21 protein-coding genes are annotated in these 18,489 nt (G+C 67.0%); 6 read left to right on the top strand and 15 right to left on the bottom strand.

Annotated elements, in window-relative coordinates; all coding sequences use genetic code 11:
• Positions 1-220: 220 nt before the first annotated feature.
• The 3 genes from KBW95_RS18470 to KBW95_RS18460 all read right to left on the bottom strand — a co-directional run bounded on the left by KBW95_RS18470 (position 221) and on the right by KBW95_RS18460 (position 1,632).
• Positions 221-682, bottom strand: coding sequence for a hypothetical protein (locus tag KBW95_RS18470; protein WP_211526521.1), 462 nt, complete (start codon positions 680-682; stop codon positions 221-223).
• 161 nt (positions 683-843) lie between these two features.
• Positions 844-1,242 (bottom strand): VanZ family protein, encoded by a 399-nt coding sequence (locus tag KBW95_RS18465; RefSeq protein ID WP_211526520.1) that lies wholly within the window; start codon positions 1,240-1,242, stop codon positions 844-846.
• Between the two features lie 69 nt (positions 1,243-1,311).
• Positions 1,312-1,632: a hypothetical protein gene (locus KBW95_RS18460; RefSeq protein WP_211526519.1), complete on the bottom strand. Its 321-nt coding sequence runs from the start codon at positions 1,630-1,632 to the stop codon at positions 1,312-1,314.
• 354 nt (positions 1,633-1,986) lie between these two features.
• Between KBW95_RS18460 and KBW95_RS18455 the strand changes: the two genes are divergently transcribed.
• Complete coding sequence (locus tag KBW95_RS18455) at positions 1,987-2,202, top strand: hypothetical protein (protein ID WP_211528995.1); 216 nt, start codon at positions 1,987-1,989, stop codon at positions 2,200-2,202.
• Between the two features lie 128 nt (positions 2,203-2,330).
• On the opposite strand, the gene KBW95_RS18450 is transcribed toward KBW95_RS18455, so the two are convergent.
• The 4 genes from KBW95_RS18450 to KBW95_RS18435 are packed head-to-tail and all read right to left on the bottom strand — an operon-like array spanning position 2,331 to position 5,108.
• A complete protein-coding gene (locus KBW95_RS18450) occupies positions 2,331-3,098 on the bottom strand; it encodes an SDR family NAD(P)-dependent oxidoreductase (RefSeq protein ID WP_211526518.1) in 768 nt (255 codons plus the stop codon).
• Between the two features lie 48 nt (positions 3,099-3,146).
• Positions 3,147-3,656, bottom strand: a complete 510-nt coding sequence (locus KBW95_RS18445) for a TPM domain-containing protein (protein ID WP_211528994.1) — start codon at positions 3,654-3,656, stop codon at positions 3,147-3,149.
• Positions 3,656-4,495 (bottom strand): YgcG family protein, encoded by an 840-nt coding sequence (locus KBW95_RS18440; RefSeq protein WP_211528993.1) that lies wholly within the window; start codon positions 4,493-4,495, stop codon positions 3,656-3,658. Before KBW95_RS18440 ends, KBW95_RS18445 begins: the two co-directional genes overlap by 1 nt.
• A 1-nt stretch (position 4,496) precedes the next feature.
• Entirely contained in the window at positions 4,497-5,108 is a 612-nt protein-coding gene (locus KBW95_RS18435; RefSeq protein WP_211526515.1) for a LemA family protein, read from the bottom strand.
• Positions 5,109-5,254: 146 nt separating this feature from the next.
• On the opposite strand from KBW95_RS18435, the gene pyrF reads away from it, so the two are divergent.
• A complete protein-coding gene (gene pyrF / locus KBW95_RS18430; RefSeq protein ID WP_211528992.1) occupies positions 5,255-6,076 on the top strand; it encodes an orotidine-5'-phosphate decarboxylase in 822 nt (273 codons plus the stop codon).
• Between the two features lie 268 nt (positions 6,077-6,344).
• Here pyrF and sbcB read toward each other — a convergent pair whose 3' ends face one another.
• Together sbcB and KBW95_RS18420 are read right to left on the bottom strand one after the other, a co-directional pair.
• A complete protein-coding gene (sbcB, locus tag KBW95_RS18425) occupies positions 6,345-7,793 on the bottom strand; it encodes an exodeoxyribonuclease I (protein WP_211528991.1) in 1,449 nt (482 codons plus the stop codon).
• Positions 7,794-7,885: 92 nt separating this feature from the next.
• Positions 7,886-8,848 (bottom strand): GGDEF domain-containing protein, encoded by a 963-nt coding sequence (locus KBW95_RS18420; RefSeq protein ID WP_211528999.1) that lies wholly within the window; start codon positions 8,846-8,848, stop codon positions 7,886-7,888.
• Positions 8,849-8,955: 107 nt separating this feature from the next.
• Between KBW95_RS18420 and KBW95_RS18415 the strand changes: the two genes are divergently transcribed.
• The gene (locus KBW95_RS18415) at positions 8,956-9,771 is read left to right on the top strand and encodes a helical backbone metal receptor (RefSeq protein ID WP_211528990.1); all 816 of its coding nucleotides are present in this window, start codon (positions 8,956-8,958) and stop codon (positions 9,769-9,771) included.
• 28 nt (positions 9,772-9,799) lie between these two features.
• On the opposite strand, the gene KBW95_RS18410 is transcribed toward KBW95_RS18415, so the two are convergent.
• The gene (locus tag KBW95_RS18410) at positions 9,800-10,174 is read right to left on the bottom strand and encodes an HPF/RaiA family ribosome-associated protein (protein ID WP_211526511.1); all 375 of its coding nucleotides are present in this window, start codon (positions 10,172-10,174) and stop codon (positions 9,800-9,802) included.
• A gap of 174 nt (positions 10,175-10,348) precedes the next feature.
• Between KBW95_RS18410 and KBW95_RS18405 the strand changes: the two genes are divergently transcribed.
• Together KBW95_RS18405 and KBW95_RS18400 are read left to right on the top strand one after the other, a co-directional pair.
• Entirely contained in the window at positions 10,349-10,639 is a 291-nt protein-coding gene (locus KBW95_RS18405) for a hypothetical protein (RefSeq protein ID WP_211526510.1), read from the top strand.
• A gap of 36 nt (positions 10,640-10,675) precedes the next feature.
• Entirely contained in the window at positions 10,676-12,229 is a 1,554-nt protein-coding gene (locus KBW95_RS18400) for a methyl-accepting chemotaxis protein (RefSeq protein WP_211528989.1), read from the top strand.
• Here KBW95_RS18400 and KBW95_RS18395 read toward each other — a convergent pair.
• The 5 genes from KBW95_RS18395 to KBW95_RS18375 all read right to left on the bottom strand — a co-directional run bounded on the left by KBW95_RS18395 (position 12,210) and on the right by KBW95_RS18375 (position 17,440).
• Positions 12,210-13,085: a PHB depolymerase family esterase gene (locus KBW95_RS18395; protein WP_211526508.1), complete on the bottom strand. Its 876-nt coding sequence runs from the start codon at positions 13,083-13,085 to the stop codon at positions 12,210-12,212. The genes KBW95_RS18400 and KBW95_RS18395 overlap by 20 nt on opposite strands.
• Positions 13,086-13,158: 73 nt before the next feature.
• On the bottom strand, positions 13,159-14,355 hold the full coding sequence (locus KBW95_RS18390; RefSeq protein WP_211528988.1) for a HAMP domain-containing sensor histidine kinase: 1,197 nt from the start codon (positions 14,353-14,355) through the stop codon (positions 13,159-13,161).
• A complete protein-coding gene (locus KBW95_RS18385) occupies positions 14,348-15,052 on the bottom strand; it encodes a response regulator transcription factor (RefSeq protein ID WP_211528987.1) in 705 nt (234 codons plus the stop codon). Before KBW95_RS18385 ends, KBW95_RS18390 begins: the two co-directional genes overlap by 8 nt.
• A gap of 41 nt (positions 15,053-15,093) precedes the next feature.
• Positions 15,094-16,326: an MFS transporter gene (locus tag KBW95_RS18380; RefSeq protein ID WP_211528986.1), complete on the bottom strand. Its 1,233-nt coding sequence runs from the start codon at positions 16,324-16,326 to the stop codon at positions 15,094-15,096.
• An 85-nt stretch (positions 16,327-16,411) separates the two neighbouring features.
• A complete protein-coding gene (locus KBW95_RS18375; RefSeq protein ID WP_211526504.1) occupies positions 16,412-17,440 on the bottom strand; it encodes a CDP-6-deoxy-delta-3,4-glucoseen reductase in 1,029 nt (342 codons plus the stop codon).
• Between the two features lie 164 nt (positions 17,441-17,604).
• Between KBW95_RS18375 and KBW95_RS18370 the strand changes: the two genes are divergently transcribed.
• Positions 17,605-18,489, top strand: coding sequence for an NAD-dependent epimerase/dehydratase family protein (locus KBW95_RS18370; RefSeq protein WP_211526503.1), 885 nt, complete (start codon positions 17,605-17,607; stop codon positions 18,487-18,489).

Here is an 18,489-nt window from a genome sequence, read left to right as displayed (position 1 = left end):
ACAGCTTCTTGAATGTCGAGGCCTTCATCGCTTCCTCCGCCGAGATATGGATCCTCGTTAGACCTCAGCAGTTAAGGAAGATTCAACACTCAACGGTGACAGCGCCTTTTCTTTGGGCGATGCTGAAGCCGGGGCCGATGCGAAACGGCAAGGCGCCGCCTCACGCCTCATCGACGAGGCGTGGCTGCTTGGTCTCGAGCGCGGCGGCAGGCGCTGGGCGTCATCGATGGATGACGCCGCTTTCCACGTGCACCCGGTCTCCGCTGCGGAAGTCGGGGATGGTGTCCTGGGTGAGAACCTGCGTGCTGCCGTCATCCATGCGCACGGTGATGCGGTAAGCCTCGCCCGCCCCCGAGCTGCCGGTGGTGCCTGCCGTGCTGCTGCCCACCGCGCCCGTGGCGGCGGCGGATTTCGGCACCGGCTCGATGGCCAGGACAGTGCTGTTCGGCATGCTGTTCGGCATGCTGGTCGCGCCTGCCTGGGGCTGGCCGGCGCTGCTGGCGGTACCGCTGCCCATGGCGCTGCTGGCGCCCGCTTGCCCGCCGCTGCTGGTCGAGCTGCCCAGGGTGCTGCCGCCTGTTTCGCCGGCGTCCTCCGAGCTGCGCATTCCCTTGCAGCCGGACATGGCCAGCGCCACCGCCAGCAAGCCCGCCAGGACCACGCTCTGTTGTTTTCGGTTCATGATCGACTCCTCGTGTTATCGGTTCAGTGGGTGTGCGTGACGATGCGGCGTGCCACGCTGTTAAGAGGCACGAACACCGCTGGCGTTCCAGCTGACTCGGGTTGGAGAGGGATTAGATCAAGAGGACAGCAAATGCACGGAACTTGCCCCGTGCATTTCGATCACTGCTGGCGTGCCGGCATGGCTTTCGCCAACCACAGGGCGAGGACGGTGGAGGCGATCGAGGCCGCGCTGACGTCGACCAGCCAGTCGCGGATGTCGCCCGAGCGGTAGGGCAGGAAGCTCTGCACGAACTCGTCGCAGGCGCCCATCAGCGCCACCGCCAGCACCGCCTTGAGCGCGCGTACGGCGACGTTGCCGGTGCTGGCGAAGAACCACAGGCTGGCCAGGAAGGCGTAGGTAAGTCCGTGCAGCACGAGTCCCGACGCGTAGAAGCCCACCTCCTTGCGCGCGCCGGGGATCGAGCCGGCGATCAGGACGCCAGCGAACAGGGCCAGCGCAACGCAGCGCAAGACACGGCGGTACTTTGGATCACTCAGGAGCGAGAGCAGGGCGGGCATGGCAGGCAAGGCTGGGAAAACCCCAACGATACCATGCCGTGCAGGCCCTTGCCCACACGCTCCTTCCGCTCAAATAGTCAAAGCGGAGGCGCCGTTGGCGTAATGGGCGTCGAAACAGGATTCGCAATCGGCGCAGAACAGATGGGCGATGCGTACGCTGGTCTGGCGCAGCACGAGTTTGAGATGGGTGTGCCGGCACTTGGGGCAGACTTCGCGCACGTTGCCAAAAGTCAGGAGATTGAGTGGCACATTGTCGCCGTCGAGTTGATCGACCACGGCATGCGGGTGCAGTTCGCTGAGGACCAGGTCGCCGGCCTGCTGATGGCGCCGGCTGGGCGCGGAGTCGTTTCCGGGCGAATGCGATGCGGGTTGAGGTACACGTAAACTCATAGGACAAGCTCCCCTTTATCGTTTCGTCGACCGCAGCTTCCGCTCTCTACAGCTGAGAAAATCGGAAGTGCGAGCTTCATGATAGCCAAATCAGGGGCGGCTTCAAGCTCTACCGCAACTTTTTTTCCGCATGTTTCTGCTCAGCAGAAAAAAATGCCCACCAGTAAGCGATGGGCACAACCCAAGATCGGGCCAAGAGACGCACAATCCGGTTGGTGTGCTGCGCCCCCGGCGCACCACACCTGCTGCAACCACGCATATCGGTTACGTGTGTCGCAGGTGAGTTCAGTATAGGGTTCGAGTATGACGAAGCTGTGACAGGCATCAAACGCGCGCGGGGCGTGGGAACTTCGCATGAACGGCGTGGTCGAGTTTGCTGGCAGGCTGAAACCTGTATTTCAGGCGCCTACGCAATGTCCGGAGGCTCATGCGGCGGTAATTCGATGCGGTGCGGTACTCGTCAGCGTAGTGCTTGAGACCCGAGAGCAGGGTGTTGGCGGAACCGTCAACCATGCCACAGGGAACATGAGTAAATTTGGGCAAAAAAAAGCCCGCATTGCGCGGGCTTGAAGACTATTTTCTTGGAGGAGAATAGTGGAGACAGGTGCATTATGCTGCGCTGCCGAATATCAGTCCAATTTAGAATACGGATACCAGACATTCGATTCGGAAATATCTTATAAGCACCTCCACGTTTCCTACTCGCGCACGGGCACCGTGTAGTTGAGCGCCATGCGCCCACCGTCGGCGTACAGGGTCTGCCCGGTCATGTAGGAGGCGTCGTCGCTGGCCAGGAAGGCGCAGATCGACGCGATTTCCTCCGGTTCGCCGCAGCGGCCAAGGGGTGTGCGCGACAGGATGGTGCGGCGCGCTTCCGGGCTGCCGAGCACCGCCTGCTTGGCCAGTTCGGTGAGGATGGTGCCCGGACCAATGGCGTTCACGCGGATGCCGTACTGGGCCAGGCTGATCGAGGCCACGCGGGTCAGCTGGTTGACGCCGCCTTTCGACACCACGTAGGGCACCTGGTTCGGGATCGTCAGCTCGGCGTTGACGCTCGACATATTGATGATGCAGCCGCCTTCGCCGCGCTTGACCATGTCGCGCGCCACGGCCTGGCTGCACAGGAACATCGATTTCAGGTTAATGCGCAGCACGCGGTCGAAGTCTTCTTCCTGCAGGTCGAGGAAGTCGGCGGCGTGGGTGACGCCGGCATTGTTGACCAGGATGTCGATGCGCCCGAAAGCGTCCAGGGTGGCCTGCACCATGGCGTCGACCTCGGCTTTCTGGCTGACGTCGGCGCGGTAGAAGCGCGCCTGCTCACCCAGTTGCGCGGCGGCGTCCGCGCCTTCGGGACGCAAGTCCACCAGCATCACGCTGGCGCCTTCCTGCACCAGGCGCCGGGCGCAGGCCAGGCCGATGCCCTGGCTGGCCCCGGTGACGATGGCGATCTTCTGTTGGAGTTTCATGGCGGCCTTTCACAGTGTCGGAAAGCCGCCATTTTACCTACATGACAACTACAACATCAGCGGTTTGTCAGGCAATTCGTTCGGCCGCGCGCCCTCGGCCGGGAAATGCTGGCGCAGCAGGGCGTTGACCTGGCCGATGGCGGCCAGGCTGGCGTCGTGGAACTTGCCCTGCTTGAAGCCGTCCGTCATCGTGCGGCAGACATCCTGCCAGGTGGCGCGGTCGATCCTGCGGTCGATGCCGCGGTCGGCCACGATGTCGACCTTGTGCTCGGCCAGGTTCACGTAGATCAGGACGCCGCAGTTGTCCTCGGTGTCCCACACGCCGCAGTCGGCGAACAGGGCGATGGCGCGCTGGCGGTTGGTGACGCCGTCCCAGGCGCAGTCGAAGGGCAGGGCGCGTTCCACCACCAGCCGCACTTCGCCGCGGTGGGTTTGCTCGCCGGCCGTGATGGCCTCGGCGATCGCCTGCAGGGTGGCGTCGGGAAAGGCGCGCTTGGCCTCGGCCTTGCTGCTGGTGAGGTGACGCCATGCGCGGTTCAGTTTTTCTCCAAAGCTCATTACCAATCTCCCGAAGCGCCGCCGCCGTCGAAACTACCCCCGCCGCCGGAAAATCCGCCGCCTCCGAATCCGCCGCCTCCGCCGCCGCCAAAGCCTCCGCCACCGCCGCGGTTCATGCTGCCGATGATATTGCCGAGGATGAAGCCGGTGGTGGCGTTACCCAGGCCGCTATGGCCCCAGCCGGGGCCGATGCGCGAGCGGCGGCGCGGCCGGAACATCGAGCGCAGCAGGGTGAAGCCGATCACGATCGCCACGATGCCGAACAGCGAGAAGCCGCCGCCGTCGTCCGCCGCCTGGCGCTGGGGCAGCTGCTGTTGCTGCCGAGGCGCCGGGAAGGCTTCCTGGTTGAGCAGGGTGGCGATGGCGCCCACGCCCGCCACCAAGCCCTCATAAAAATGGTTCTGGCGGAAGTGCGGGGCGATCACGTCCTGCAGGATGCGCTTCGACTGGGCGTCGGTGAGTACCCCCTGCACGCCGCGGCCTGCCTCGATGCGCAGCCGGCGCAGCGCGCTCGGGTTGTCGCGGGCGACCAGCAGCAGCACGCCGTCGTCCACGCCCTTGCGGCCCAGCTTCCAGGCGTCGGCCACGCGGATGCCGTACTGCTCGATGGCCTCGGGCTCGGTCGATTTGACCAGCAGGACCGCGATCTGGCTCCCGGTCTTGGCTTCGTAGTCGGCCAGCACGGTTTCCAGTCGCTGGCGCTGGTCCGCCTGCAGCATGCCGGCCTGGTCGACGACGCGCGCGCTCAGCGGCGGGACTTCCTTGAGCTGCGCGAAGGCCGGGCCGGCCAGGGTCGCAGCAAGCACCAGCGCCCACAGGGTGCGCAGCAGGTTTCGCATCTTATTTGCCGAAGTCCACGGTCGGCGCGGTCGAGATCGCTTTTTCGTTCTCGACGGTGAACGAAGGCTTGGTCTCGTAGCCGAACACCATGGCGGTGAGATTGTTCGGGAACTTGCGCACGGTGACGTTGTAATCCTGGACCGCCGCGATATAGCGCTGGCGCGCCACGGTGATGCGGTTCTCGGTGCCTTCCAGCTGCGACTGCAGGTCGCGGAAGCTGGTGTCGGCCTTCAGGTCGGGGTATTTCTCGGACACGGCCATCAGGCGCGACAGGGCGCCGGAGAGTTCGCCCTGCACTTGCTGGAACTTCTGGAAGGCTTCCGGATTGTTCAGGACTTCCGGGGTGATCTGGAAGCTGGTGGCGGCGGCGCGGGCGCGGGTCACGGCTTCCAGGGTTTCGCGCTCGTGCGAGGCATAGCCCTTGACGGTGTTGACCAGGTTCGGGATCAGGTCGGCGCGGCGCTGGTACTGGTTGACCACTTCGCCCCATGCCGCCTTGGTGGCTTCGTCCTTGGTCTGGAACTCGTTATAGCCGCAGCCGGTGAGCAGGGTGCCGGCGACGGCCAGCATGCTGAGGAACCGGGTCCAACGGGAGAGGAGGGAGTGCGTCATGATGGCTGTGTCCATACAAGTTGTTGAATAGTCAAAATATACATGAAACCAACATCTGCTGGCGCATCCGGCGGCTGAGCGGACCTCGCGGGCGGTCGGCGGGTACAATAATGGGTTTGCAATAACTCGCACCAAGAGGCTCCGACGTGACATTCATCAATAAGCTTTCCGCGGCCTGGACCCGCAACAATTCGCTGCTGTGCGTCGGGCTGGATCCGGACCTGTCGCGCTTTCCGGCGCACTTGGAGGGGCAGCCGGACGCCATCGTCCAGTTCTGCAAGGCCATCATCGATGCGACCGCCGACCTGGCCTGCGCCTTCAAGCCGCAGATCGCCTATTTCGCGGCGCTGGGCGCCGAGGACCAGCTGGAGGAAATCTGCCGCTACCTGCGCGAGACCTATCCGCACATCCCGCTGGTGCTGGACGCCAAGCGCGGCGACATCGGCGCCACCGCGCACCAGTATGCGCGCGAGGCCTTCGACCGTTATGGGGCCGATGCCGTGACCGTGAATCCCTACATGGGCTTCGATTCGGTCGAGCCGTATATGGAGTGGGCGGACCGCGGCGTGATCGTGCTGTGCCGCACCTCGAACGCGGGCGGCTCGGACCTGCAGTTCCTGGATGTGGGCGGGCAGCCGCTGTACCAGCACGTGGCGCGCCTGGTGGCGGAGAAGTGGAACCGCAACGGGCAGTGTGCGCTTGTCGTTGGGGCGACCTTCCCGGAAGAGATCGCGCAGGTGCGCAAGCTGGTGGGGGATATGCCGCTCTTGATTCCCGGCGTCGGCGCGCAGGGTGGGGATGTGGAGGCGACCGTCAAGGCCGGAAGGACTGCGGATGGGACCGGGATGATGATTAATTCGTCGCGGGCGATTCTGTATGCGAAGCCGGTGGAAAGGGAGGACTTTGCGGCGGCGGCGCGTCGGGTGGCGATGGAGACGCGCGACGCGATTAATGCGGCGCGTGGCTGATCGCAGAACTTGGTTTACCGCCTGCGCGGGAATGGCGATTTCAGGTAGCGGGCCACAATCGAAATTGTAGCCCGCTCCGCTGATACGTCGTCCCCGCGAAGGCGGGGATCCAAGTTCGTCGAGCAGCCACTTAGCTGTACCTGAAGGGGGCTGCGAGGAAACTTGGGTCCCGGCCTTCGCCGGGACGACGTGTATGCGCTTGCCGCTAACGGTTAAGCCGTCGTTCCGGCGAAAGCCGGAACCCAAGTTTCGCCGCACAGCCGAACCCTCAATAACGCGCCGGCGCCACCTGCTCCACATAATCATAGAGCGCCCCCAGTATCTCCTCCGCCCGCTCATCCGCCGTCTCCGACAGCGCATCGATTTCCCCAAACAGCTGATCCACCGTCCTCGCCCCCGCCGCCCCGTCGAACAGGCGCGCCGCGCGATGGTCTTCCCAGCGCTGCATCTCCTGCTCCGACAAGGTATGCGGGAAGTTGCGCGCGCGGTAGCGGAACAGCAGCTCGCTCAGGCGCTCGTCCTCGAAGCTGGGACGCTGGCGCGCCAGCGCCTCGGGCGCTTCATGGCGCAGCGCTTCCAGCTTGCGCCGGTCGCCGCTGCTCACGAAGCCGCCGTACAGGTCCTCGTCCACGTCCACTTCCCCGGAAGACGCAGGCTTCTGGAACACCTGCGCCCACACCGCCTTCATGTCGCGCCCGGCCGCCGCCAGCGCCGCATGCGCGCGGCCGCGTTCCAGGTCGATGTCCCAGCGCGTCGCCAGGTCCGGCCGCAAGGTCTTGAGGTTCCCGACCAGCATCGGCGATTTGTTCAGGTGCACGCTCTTGACCGGCAGGCGCGTCATCCCTTCCGGCAGCTCGGCGCTGCGCGTAAACATACGCAGGCGGATTGTCTCCACGTCCATCGCGAACAGCTCGGACGGATCGTGGCGGCAGTCCCATACCAGGATCTCGTTCTTGTTGGTCGGATGCTGGGCCAGCGGCCACACCAGTCCCAGGCAGCCGTATTCGACCGGGAACATGCCCGAGACGTGCAGGAAGGGCTGGCGCTGCGACGGGTCCAGGTGCAGGCCCATCTCGGCCGCCACGCGATCCTTGCGGCGCAGCTCCAGGCAGAAGTCGAACAGGCGCGGCTGCTTCTCGCGGATCAAACGCGCCAGCGCGATCGTCGCGCGCACGTCGGAGAGCGCGTCGTGCGCCGCATCATGCGACAGGCCGTTCGCCGCCGTCAGGTGCTCCAGGCGGAAGCTCGGCTTGCCGTCCTCGCGCCGCGGCCATTCGATGCCGTCGGGGCGCAGTGCGTACACCATGCGCACCACGTCCAGCAGGTCCCAGCGCCCGCAGTTGTTCTGCCACTCGCGCGCATACGGGTCGATCAGGTTGCGCCAGAACAGGAAGCGCGTCACCTCGTCGTCGAAGCGGATCGTGTTGTAGCCCACGCCAATGGTGCCCGGCTCGCTGAAGGCGGCCTCGATGATGCGCGCGAACTCGTGCTCGGGCACGCCTTGTTCCAGGCAGTGCTGCGGGGTGATGCCGGTGATCAGGCAAGACTGCGGGTCGGGCAGGAAATCGTTGGCTGGCTGGCAGTACACCATGATCGGCTCGCCGATTTCGTTCAGCTCGGCGTCCGTGCGGATCGCGGCGAACTGGGCCGGGCGGTCGCGGCGCGGGGTGGCGCCAAAGGTTTCATAGTCGTGCCAGAGAAAGGTATGCGTACTCATGCGTGTTCTTGTTGTGTTGTGCGGTCCGGCGCCATGGTGGCACAGATCGGCGCTCAAGTCAGCCCAGCTGGGCAGCCGCTACTGTCAGCCGGCTACACGCAGACCCGGTCGCGGCCCGCTTCCTTGGCGCGGTAGAGCGCGGCGTCGGCGGCGGCCACCAGGGCGCGCTCGTCGTCTCCCGGCGCCAGGCTGGCCACGCCGAAGGAACCCGTCATGTGGGGCAGGGGCAGGCGCATGTCGGGAAACACCACCGCCTCGCGCAGGCGCTGGCACAGGCGCTCGGCCACCATGGTGGCGAGCTGGGCGCTGGTGTCGGGCAGCACCGCCATCATCTCTTCGCCGCCGTAGCGCACCGCGAAGTCGGACGGACGCAGGGCGCCGCGGATCACGCTGGCGGCGGCCGACAGGGCGGCGTCGCCCGCGATGTGGCCGTGGGTGTCGTTGAAGCGCTTGAAATGGTCGAGGTCGATCATCACCAGCGACAGCGGACTGCCATCCTGGGCCGCGCGCGCCACCAGCTTGGGCAGCATCTCGTTCAGCCAGGCGCGGTTGTACAGGCCCGTCAGGGCGTCGTTGAGCGAGAGCTGGCGGTAGAACTCGCCCAGCTTCTGGCGCCGGCGCAGCAGGGCGTTGGCGGCGCGCACGCGGAAGGACAGCAGGCGCAGCAGATTGCGCGCCAGGACATTCGAGCGGTCGATCAGTTCCCACACCAGGTCAGGCTCGATTACCAGCAGTTCGCTGTCCTCGAGCGCGGTGATGGCCGCCAGGTTGACGGCGTCGTCCAGCACCGCCTGCTCGCCCGCGCTTTCGCCGGGCAGGATGCGGCTGGTGCCGCCGTCGTCGCCGGTGTGGACGTCGGACGCGAGTTCCAGCAGCCCGGACAGCACGATGTAGAGGCGCGCCTGGCCCCCGCCCGCGATACGCCGGCCGCGCGCCATCCGCACCACCGCGCAGGACGCCAATGCGGCGGCCACGGCGGGGTCGCGTTCGCCGCGGAATAATTGCAGGTCGCCGGCGGTGAAGCGGGAAGCACCGAAGGTGCCGATGTGTTCCAAGTGATCCTCGAGCTGTCTAGACGTCATTACATCCATGGAATAATAACGCATTGCAACTCCGACGCGGTGGCTGGCGTTTCATAAACAACAGTGGTCCAATAGCGACTATGACAACATCCAGCCTTCCTCTCTTCGATGCGCTCGGCCAGGCGCACGCTCCGGCGCCAGATGCGCGCATCGTGTCTTTGGTGCCCTCGATCACCGAACTGCTGTGCGACCTGGGCCTGGCGTCCCAGCTGGTCGGCCGAACCGGTTTTTGCATCCATCCGCGCGAAACGGTCGCCGCGATCCCGAAAGTCGGCGGCACCAAGGACGTCAACATCGACAAGATCCGCAAGCTGGCGCCGACCCACGTGATCGTCAACATTGACGAAAATGAAAAGCCGACCGCCGACAAGCTGGCCGAATTCGTGCCCCACGTCGTGGTCACCCATCCCCTGGTGCCACAGGACAACCTGGCCCTGGCGCGCCTGATGGGCGGCATCTTCGGCGTGGAAGACAAGGCCGAGGCCTGGTGCGCCGCTTTCGAGCGCGAGCTGGCCCAGGTGCGCAGCATGCCGCCCGGTCCGCCGCGCACCGTGCTGTACTGCATCTGGCAAGACCCGTGGATGAGCGTGTCGAAGGACACCTACATCGCCGCCATGCTGGCCGAGCTCGGCTGGCGCATTCCCGAGCTGGGCGAGGCCCGCTATCCGCGCTTCGAGTGGTCGCAAGCACTGGTGGATCAACTGGATGCGGTGCTGCTGTCGACCGAGCCTTATCGCTTCACCGAGGAGCATGCCGACGCGCTGGAAAAGCAGATCGGCATCCCGGTCCTGCTGGTCGACGGCGAGATGATGTCGTGGTACGGCAGCCGCGCGCTGGCGGGCGTGCGCTATCTGCGCGAGCTGAGGGGAATGCTGGACGGAGAGCGTACGCCCTGACGCAGGGCGTACGCGCATCCGACGGCGATCAGGAATCCGTCAGGTGCTTGTCGGACAGCGGATCGTCGATGGCCGGCGAAGTGTGCTTGTTCTTGTCCTGCAGGCGCCCGATGGCGCTGTCGAGGGCGCGCGCCAGCTTGCCGCCCGCGTTCTGCACCGCCTGGTGCAGGTCGGCCGCGTGCTCGTGCACGACCACCGGCGCATAGCCGGACACGCGCGCTTCCATCATGCAGCTCTGGCCGCCGTCGGCCTTCTTTTCCTTGACCTCGTTACTCAGGTGCACGTCGACACGGGTCACGTGGTCGCCGAAGCGGCCGATGGAGGAGCGCAGGACGGATTCCACATGCTCGTCCAGGCCTTGGTGCTTATCGATGGTGTTATCGGTATTGACATTGATTTGCATGGGTTTGCTCCTGTTGTCACGTTAAGTCCATCTTACACGTCCCCTTGTTTTCGCCGCGCCCGGTCTGCACAAAGGGCGGTGTTGGATTTTGCTCATGTGAAACAATGCGTGAGACTGTGCTAATTTTTAGTACGTAGAATCCATGCCTGAATCAACTCGTTCTGTTCATTTTGTATGGCACACGTCTTCAGGCATCCGCACACCGGCCGGCGCGAAACGGTCGGTTTCCGCTGTTCCCTGTGCGTGCTGGTGGCGGGCGTCGCCTACCTGGCCTACAAGCGGCAGTGGATGCACGCCTTCATGGCCGGCATCATTCTCGCGATTCCCGTCTACCTGTGCTGCAGCAGCATGCTGGGTTTCACGCTGCCGCTGGTGTCCATCGCCTATTCCCTCGCCATCCAGGACATGCTTGTCGCCGATTACCTGGAGCGCGGCTGGGTCGAACTCGGCCCGGCCGGCGCATGAAGCGCCCTGCGGCCATTCTTCTCATCCAGGTCCATCGTGTTATCCAATCTGAAAATCGGTACCCGGCTCGCCTTGTCCTTCGGAGTCGTCGTTGCCCTCATGTTCGCCATCACGGCCATTTCCCTGAACCGGCTCGGCACGACCGCCGACGCGATCGGCGCGGCGACCGCGATCCGCCAGCAGCAACTCGAGCCGCTGTACGAAATCCGCGAGGCGCTGGCGCAGACCGGCATCGCGGCGCGCAACGTGTACATCGTGCAGGACCCGGCCCAGGCGCAGGCCGAGCTGGCCCTGCTGGACCGCCAGCGCGAAGCCTACGTGCGCAAGCTCGACGCGCTGGAACCGGTCCTGCGCGGCCGGCCCGAGTTCGACAAGGCCAGCGCGGGACTGCGCCAGATGGCGCAGGAACTCCTGCGCCCGCGCCAGCTGCGCGACAGCGGCGACATGGCGGCCTTCGCCGCTTTCCTGATCAATGAATGCAGCCCGCTGCGGCGCCGGATCGTGACCGATCTCGACGCCGCGATCGATGCCATCGAAGCCGACATGAATGCGGCGAGCGACAACATCGGCGCCGTCACCGAACACTCGCGCTGGATCGTGGTGGCCATCTCCGCGCTGGCCGCGGCGCTCGGCGCCGGCCTCGCGGCGGCCGTCACGCGCGGCGTCACCCGTCCGATCCGCCGCGCCTGCGCGTTCGCCCAGGCGGTCGAGCGGGGCGACCTCACGGTCGCACTGGAAGCGCGCTCGAGGGACGAGCTGGGCGCGATGATGGGCACCCTGCATGGCATGCGCCTGGGCCTGGCGCGTATCGTGCAGGAGGTGCGTCGCGGCGCCAGCGAAATCTCGACGGTCACCGACGAAGTCGCGACCGGGAACCGTCACCTGTCGCAACGCACCGCGTCGCAAGCCGCGTCGCTGGAACAGACCGTCGCCGCGATGGAGTCGCTGACCAGCACGGTGCGCAACAATGCCGACGCGGCGCAGGCGGCGGGGCAGGTGGCGGCTGCGGCCTCCTCCGTGGCGGTCGAGGGCGGCGTCATCATGGACAAGGTGGTGGAGAAGATGGACACCATCGATGCGGCGTCGGCGCGCATCGTCGACATCATCGCGGTCATCGACGGCATCGCGTTCCAGACCAACATCCTGGCCCTGAACGCCGCCGTCGAAGCGGCGCGCGCCGGCGAGCAGGGACGCGGCTTCGCGGTCGTCGCCGGTGAAGTGCGCAACCTGGCGCAGCGCTCGGCGGTCGCGGCCCAGGAAATCAAGGCCCTCATCGGCGAGTCGGTCGCGGCCATCGGCGACGGCTCGGCCCTGGTCGGCCAAGCGGGACAGACCATGGAGCAGATCGTCGCCAACGTCAACCGCCTGGCTGGCGCGATGCGCGAGATGGCCGATGCCAGCGACAGCCAGGCCACCCAGGTGCGCGAGATCAGCCTGGCGCTGGGCCACGTCGACGGGCTGACGCAGCAGAATGCCGCGCTGGTGGAAGAGGCCACCGCCGCCGCGCAGTCGCTGCACGAGCAGTCACAGCACCTTCAGGAACAGGTGGGCCGGTTCCGGACCGCGGCGCTCACCGCCGGTGCCGGCTGAAGAACTGCCACATCAGTTCATTGGCGTCGACATCGCGCGTAGTCTTCCCGATCGGCAGGCCGATATTGAAGGGATCGGCGCCCGGCCAGGTATGGCCGCCGTCCTTCACCGTCACCAGCGCCACGCCGCGCTCAACGTCAGCCTGTTCGAGATAGGTCACATCGGTGCCGTCGCCCTTATCGGCGTCGATCGTGCGTGAGCGCGCCGGCGCCGAGGCCAGGCCGTTGCGCTCGGCCCAGTAGCGCTGGCTGTCCTCGGCGGACAGGTAGCCGGCCGGCTTGCCGCCGTAGGCCACCACCTGGTCCGCGGTACCGTGGATCAGCATCACGCCGACCTTGCCCGCCTTCGTATGATGCTGGACCAGCGGCTTCGGCGTCGGCCCGCCCACCGAGGCCACGGCTGCGAACACTTCCGGCAGGTCGGCCGCGAGGCGCAGCGCAAAGAAGCCCCCGCGCGACAGGCCGGTGGCATACACCCGGCTGCCGTCGATGCGGTAATCCTGCTTGAGCTTCGCCAGCAGCGCCTGGGTGAAGCCGACGTCGTCGGTCCCTTCCAGATAAGGCATGTCGAAACCGACGTTCCAGTCCTGTTTGATGCCTTGCGGGTAGACCACGATGAAGCGGTGGCGGTCCGCCGTCCGGTTCATCTGGCTGTACAGCATCTGCTCGGTCATGCTCATGCCGCCGCCGTGGAAGTTGAAGACGACCGGATAGGATTGCTGCGGTTCGCTGTGGTAGGACGCGGGCGTGTACACGATGTACTTGCGCTTTTCTTCCTTGTGGACGAGCTTGCCGACCTGGGCCAGCGCCGTGGTGCAGGCACAGGACAGGGCGATCAGGGCGATGAGGATTTTCATGGACGTGCTCCTGGTGAATGGAGCACCCAGCGTATGCGGGCAGGGGTGAAATCGCGGTGAAATCCCGCGGATTTCAGCTCGTGGGGCGGATCTCGACGCGGTAGCTCGATGGGCCCGGGTGGAAACCGAGTTCCCAGTGCATGGCCCGCGCGACGCGCGCCAGCAGGTTCTGCCCGTGCGAAAAGCCCTGGATGCGGCCCGGTTCTCCCGGCGTCACGGTATTCGCGATCACCAGCCTGCCATCGGCCCAGCAGAGCGACAGCCGGGCCTGGGGACCGCCGTGGAAGAGCGCATTGCCCACGCAGTTATGGACGAGGAGGGCGGCGAGATGCGGGTTGCCGGCGACCTCGAGGCGCTCGGGCAGGTCGAGCGTCCAGCGGCTGGCGTCCCAGCGGCCTTCTTCCAGCACGCGCAGCAGGCATTGCTCGATGCAGGCGCGCAGGTCGAAGCGTTCGCTGCCGAGCCGCTCGGCGCGGGCGAGGGCAAACAGGACGTCGACCGTACTCCGAATCTCGTCCAGCCCAGCCTGCAGCTGCACCACTTCCGCATCGCCGATGGGACGCGTCGCGAGCGTGTTGTTCATGATGGTGAGCGGCGTGCGCAGCTCGTGGCCCACGTCGCGCGTGAATGCGTGCTCGCGCTCCAGCGCGGCCTGCAATTCGCTGAAGCCGGTTTCCAGGCGTTCGGCCAGGAAGCCGATTTCGTCAGGCCGGCCGCGTGCGCTGAAGGCGATCTCGCTGCCGGGTCCCAGCGCGCGCGCTTCCGCGGCAAGGGTCTGCAAAGGCAGGACCAGGCGCCTGGCCAGCAGCCAGGCCAGCAGCAGCGCCAGCGCGATCAGTCCCAGCGCCACGAAGATCAGCACGCCGCCGACGTCCTGGATCACCTTGGAGACCACCAGCAGCGGGCCTACGTCGGCCAGCAGGTACACGCGCCGCGCGTCGAGGTCGAGGGCCATCAGGTGATAGTGGCGCCCGCCGCCGGCGAACACTTCGGCGCGTCCTTCCGCCGGCCCCGCCGCCTGGCGCACGACGGCGGGCAGGGCCGCATGGCTGGCGTAGACGGCGATCAGATCGTTGCGCGCCGACGGAATGTCGCCGTGCTGCTCCACATGGCGCGCGATGGCGCGCGCTTCCCGCTCCAGCAGGCGCTCGACCAGCATGTCTTCGGTGACGTAGGCGATGACGACCGCCAGCCCGGTGTAGCACAGGCAGATCAGGACCGTGAAGCCGGCCAGCGCCGTGAACAATCCCTGCCGGATCGACTTAGCCATCCTGCGGCGCCGCGTCGAGATCGAGCCGGTAGCCCAGGTTCAGGATGGTTGCCAGCAGCTTGCGCCCGGACGCCTGTTCGAGCTGCTTGCGCAGGGTGTAGATGTGGGACTTGAGCGCATCGCTGTCCGGCGGGTCGTCGCCCCACAGGTGCCGGACCAAAACCGAGCGCGAGACCGGATGCGGGTGTTCCCTGCACAGCTGGAGCAGGATCCTGAAGCCGGTCTGGGTCAGCGCCAGCGGCGCGCCCTCGTACGCGGCGCGCATCTCGCGCGGCAGCAGGGTCAAAGGCCCGACCTGCAGCTCCTGGCGCAGGCGCAGCTGCCCGCGCCGCGCCAGCGCTTCGCAGCGCAGGGCCAGTTCGCGCAGGTCGAAGGGCTTGGTCAGGTAGTCGTCGGCGCCGTCGCGGAATCCGCGCGCCTTGTCCTCGAAGGCGTCGCGCGCGGTCAGCATCAGGACCGGCACGTTGCTCGGGGCGTTCGCCTTGATCTGGCGGCAGACCTCGAGGCCGTCGATGTCGGGCAGGTTGAGGTCGAGCAGCACCACGTCGTAGGCGTGCCGGGTCGCCAGCTCGATGGCGAGGCGCCCGGTGGCCGCATGGTCGGTCTGCCACCCCAGCCCGTCGAGGAAACCCGCCACCTGGCGCGCAATCGTCGGGTGGTCTTCGACCAGCAATACGCTCAGCGGGGGACGGTTCATCGGTCAGGGAGCCATGATCAGGAACCGGGATTGTAGCGCGCCTAGGCGCCGCTCTTGCGATCCTGGTCGTGGTGAGGGAAGCGGTCCATCCTGGAGAGCACGGGGAACAGCACCGCCCAGAGGCCGGTGACGAACAGGGTGGCGGCCCCGCCCAGCAGGATCGCGCGCACCAGGCCGAGCCAGCCGGCGGTCACGCCGGATTCGAACTCTCCCAGTTCGTTCGAGGCGCCGATGAACACCGAGTTCACGGCGCTGACGCGGCCGCGGATCTCGTCCGGCGTCTCGTACTGCACCAGCAAGTGGCGGATGTAGACGCTGACCATGTCGCCCGCGCCCAGCAGGAACAGGGCGCAAAGGGCGACCGGGAAGCTGGCGGTCCAGCCCAGCACCAGGGTGCACAGGCCGAACATGGCCACGCCGCCGAACATCCAGGCGCCCACGCGGCGCGTGATCGGGACGAAGACCAGCGCGATCGAGCACAGCGCCGCGCCGGCGCCGGGCGCGGTGCGCAGCAGCCCAAGGCCGGTCGGGCCGGCCTGCAGCACGTCGTGCGCATAGGCCGGGAGCAGGGCGGTGGCGCCGCCGAACAGCACCGCGAACAGGTCGAGCGAGATCGCCCCCAGCACGATCGGGCGCGAGCGGACGAGGCGCAGGCCTTCCAGCAGGGTGTGCCAGCTGACCGGCGCCTTGCTCACCGTCTGCTGCACGCTGCGGGTGGCGGACATCAGCAGCACCGCCAGCGCCAGCAGGCAGCTGGACGTCATGTGCACGGTCTGCGGGCCGAACACGTAGAGCAGGCCGCCGATGATGGGGCCGGCGATCACCGCCACGTGGAAGGTCGAGGAGCCGAGCGCCACGGCCTGGCTGAAGTCGCGGTCCGGCACCAGGTTCTTCAGCACCGCCTGCGAGGCCGGCATCATGAAGGCGCGTGCGCTGCCGAACAGCACCAGGATCGCGAACACCGGCCACACCACCTGGCTGCCGCTGGCAGTGAAGGCGACCAGCATCAGGCTGCACAGCAGCTGGGTGGCCATGCACAGCAGCACGATGAGGCGGCGGTTGTGGCGGTCGGCCACGTGGCCGGCCCACAGGATCAGGACGAGGAAGGGCGCGAACTGGGCCAGACCGATGAGGCCGAGGTCGAACAGGCTGCCGGTGATCTGGTAGACCTGCCAGCCGATGGCCACGCTTTGCATCTGGACGGCGAGGGTGCCGAGGAAGCGCGCGGAAAGGTAGAAGGAGAGGTTGCGGTTGCGCAGGACGGCGAGGGACATGGAATTGGTGGTAATGAGGCAGCGAACGCGGGACGAGCCCGCTATTCTGCCCCAATCCACGGCCGCTCGCCGGCCGGCGCCCGGCTCAAGGCTGGGCCAGGTCGGCTTCCGAGGTGAAGGCGTCGGCGTAGAACTCGTCCGCCGGCAGGCCGCATTGCGCCGAATAGTCGCGCCGCGCCGAATCGACCATGATGGGCGCGCCGCAGGCATACACCTGCCAGCCCGACAGGTCGCGGATGTCCTGCATCACGGCCGCGTGCACGTAGCCGGTGCGGCCCTCCCAGTTGTCTTCAGGCAGCGCGTCGGAGATCACCGGCACGTAGCGGAAGTCCGGCAGGGTGGTCTCCCAGGCGCGGCACAATTCGTCCATGTACAGGTCTTGCGGACGGCGGCCGCCCCAGTACAGGCGCACCGGGCGGGTCGACTTCAGGTGCATCAGGTGCTCGACCAGGGCCTTCACCGGGGCGAAGCCGGTGCCCGAGGCCAGCAGCACGATCGGCTTGTCGGATTCCTCGCGCAGGAAGAAGGTGCCCAGCGGGCCTTCGAAGCGCAGGATGTCGCGCTCTTTCATGGCGCCGAACACGTGGTCGGTGAACAGGCCGCCCGGCAGGTGGCGGATGTGAAGTTCGAGCGGGCCTTCGAAGGACGGCGCGTTGCCGATGCTGTAGGCGCGGCGCTTGCCGTCCTTGAGCAGGAATTCGATGTACTGGCCGGCGCGGTAGGCCAGCGCTTCATTGGCCGGCAGCTGCAGGCTGACGATGGCGACGTCCGGCGCGGCCTTGCGGATGGCCGCGATCCGGGTCGGCATCTTGCGCACCGGGTACTCGCTGCTGCCGCCCACTTCGCGCGCCTCGATCACGAGGTCGCCTTGCGGCACCGCGCAGCAGAACAGGGACATGCCCTGGGTCTTTTCGATGTCGCTCAGGGCGCGCTGCTGGTGCGGCTTGTGCTCCACCGCGCCTTCGAGCACCTTGCCCTTGCACGAGCCGCAGGCGCCATTCTTGCAGCCATAGGGCAGGCCGATGCCGGCGCGGATGGCCGCGGCGAGGACGGTTTCGTCGGCTTCGCAGGTGAACTGGTGGCCGCTCGGCTGGACGGTAACTTGGTAGGTCATGCGATATCGTCGGTTATGCGCCTGCTGGTGCAAGCTGTTGATCTGATAGGGCTTTACTGCGTAAGGGCGCCATTCTACACCTCCCCTGCGGGGGCCGGGGAACGCCGCGCCCGGCGCTGTGCTAGAGTAGCCGCCTCCGATCCGCCCAAGCATTCTTCCGACCCATGCCCCGATCCGCCGCCTTCGACCTTCCGCGCCTGCTCATCGTGGGCTGCGGCGACGTCGGCATGCGCCTGCTGCCGCTGCTGCGCGGCCGCTTCCGCGTGTTCGCCCTGACCAGCCAGCCGGAGCGTCGCGCCGCCCTGCGCGCCGCCGGAGCCGTACCCGTGGTGGCCGACCTCGACCGCCCGCACACGCTGGCGCGCCTGCGCCATCTGGCGCCCTGGGTGCTGCACCTTGCGCCGCCCCAGCCGGAAGGACCGCAGGACCTGCGCACGCGCCGCCTGGCCGCGGCGCTGGGCGGCGTCAGGCGCATGGTCTACGTCAGCACCAGCGGCGTCTACGGCGATTGCGGCGGCGCGCTGGTCGGCGAGCAGCGTCCGGTCGCGCCGCGCAACGCGCGCGCACTGCGCCGCGTCGATGCCGAGCGCGTGCTGCGCGCCTGGGCCCTGGCCAGCGGGGCGCAGCTGGCGATCCTGCGCGTGCCGGGCATCTATGCGCAGGACCGGCTGCCGCTCAAGCGCCTGGAGCAGGGCACCCCGGCGCTGCATGCCGACGAGGATGTGTACACCAGCCACATCCACGCGGACGACCTGGCGCGCATCGTGCTGCAGGCGCTGCTGCATGGCCGGCCGGGACGGGTCTATCACGCGGTGGACGACACGCGCATGAAGATGGGCGAGTACTTCGACGCCGTGGCCGACGCGTTCCGGTTGCCGCATCCGCCGCGCCTGCCGCGCGCCGAACTGGAGAAGGTGGTGTCGCCGGTGCTGCTGTCCTTCATGTCCGAATCGCGCCGGCTCGACAACACGCGCATGAAGCGCGAGCTGAAAGTGCGCCTGCGCTATCCCGACGTCGCTTCCGCGCTGCGGCGGCTGGCCGTACAATAG

The sequence above is a fragment of the Massilia sp. ZL223 genome, from assembly GCF_018119395.1.
Lineage (GTDB): Bacteria > Pseudomonadota > Gammaproteobacteria > Burkholderiales > Burkholderiaceae_D > Telluria.
This window is presented reverse-complemented; position numbering and strand designations above follow the sequence as displayed.

Bases quoted from the DNA above. Each gene is read 5' to 3' on its own strand.
- KBW95_RS18470 (WP_211526521.1), bottom strand. From the start codon at position 682: ATGAACCGAAAACAACAGAGCGTGGTCCTGGCGGGCTTGCTGGCGGTG.
- KBW95_RS18465 (WP_211526520.1), bottom strand. From the start codon at position 1,242: ATGCCCGCCCTGCTCTCGCTCCTGAGTGATCCAAAGTACCGCCGTGTC.
- KBW95_RS18460 (WP_211526519.1), bottom strand. From the start codon at position 1,632: ATGAGTTTACGTGTACCTCAACCCGCATCGCATTCGCCCGGAAACGAC.
- KBW95_RS18455 (WP_211528995.1), top strand. From the start codon at position 1,987: ATGAACGGCGTGGTCGAGTTTGCTGGCAGGCTGAAACCTGTATTTCAG.
- KBW95_RS18450 (WP_211526518.1), bottom strand. From the start codon at position 3,098: ATGAAACTCCAACAGAAGATCGCCATCGTCACCGGGGCCAGCCAGGGC.
- KBW95_RS18445 (WP_211528994.1), bottom strand. From the start codon at position 3,656: ATGAGCTTTGGAGAAAAACTGAACCGCGCATGGCGTCACCTCACCAGC.
- KBW95_RS18440 (WP_211528993.1), bottom strand. From the start codon at position 4,495: ATGCGAAACCTGCTGCGCACCCTGTGGGCGCTGGTGCTTGCTGCGACC.
- KBW95_RS18435 (WP_211526515.1), bottom strand. From the start codon at position 5,108: ATGACGCACTCCCTCCTCTCCCGTTGGACCCGGTTCCTCAGCATGCTG.
- sbcB (WP_211528991.1), bottom strand. From the start codon at position 7,793: ATGAGTACGCATACCTTTCTCTGGCACGACTATGAAACCTTTGGCGCC.
- KBW95_RS18415 (WP_211528990.1), top strand. From the start codon at position 8,956: ATGACAACATCCAGCCTTCCTCTCTTCGATGCGCTCGGCCAGGCGCAC.
- KBW95_RS18410 (WP_211526511.1), bottom strand. From the start codon at position 10,174: ATGCAAATCAATGTCAATACCGATAACACCATCGATAAGCACCAAGGC.
- KBW95_RS18405 (WP_211526510.1), top strand. From the start codon at position 10,349: ATGGCACACGTCTTCAGGCATCCGCACACCGGCCGGCGCGAAACGGTC.
- KBW95_RS18395 (WP_211526508.1), bottom strand. From the start codon at position 13,085: ATGAAAATCCTCATCGCCCTGATCGCCCTGTCCTGTGCCTGCACCACG.
- KBW95_RS18390 (WP_211528988.1), bottom strand. From the start codon at position 14,355: ATGGCTAAGTCGATCCGGCAGGGATTGTTCACGGCGCTGGCCGGCTTC.
- KBW95_RS18385 (WP_211528987.1), bottom strand. From the start codon at position 15,052: ATGAACCGTCCCCCGCTGAGCGTATTGCTGGTCGAAGACCACCCGACG.
- KBW95_RS18380 (WP_211528986.1), bottom strand. From the start codon at position 16,326: ATGTCCCTCGCCGTCCTGCGCAACCGCAACCTCTCCTTCTACCTTTCC.
- KBW95_RS18375 (WP_211526504.1), bottom strand. From the start codon at position 17,440: ATGACCTACCAAGTTACCGTCCAGCCGAGCGGCCACCAGTTCACCTGC.
- KBW95_RS18370 (WP_211526503.1), top strand. From the start codon at position 17,605: ATGCCCCGATCCGCCGCCTTCGACCTTCCGCGCCTGCTCATCGTGGGC.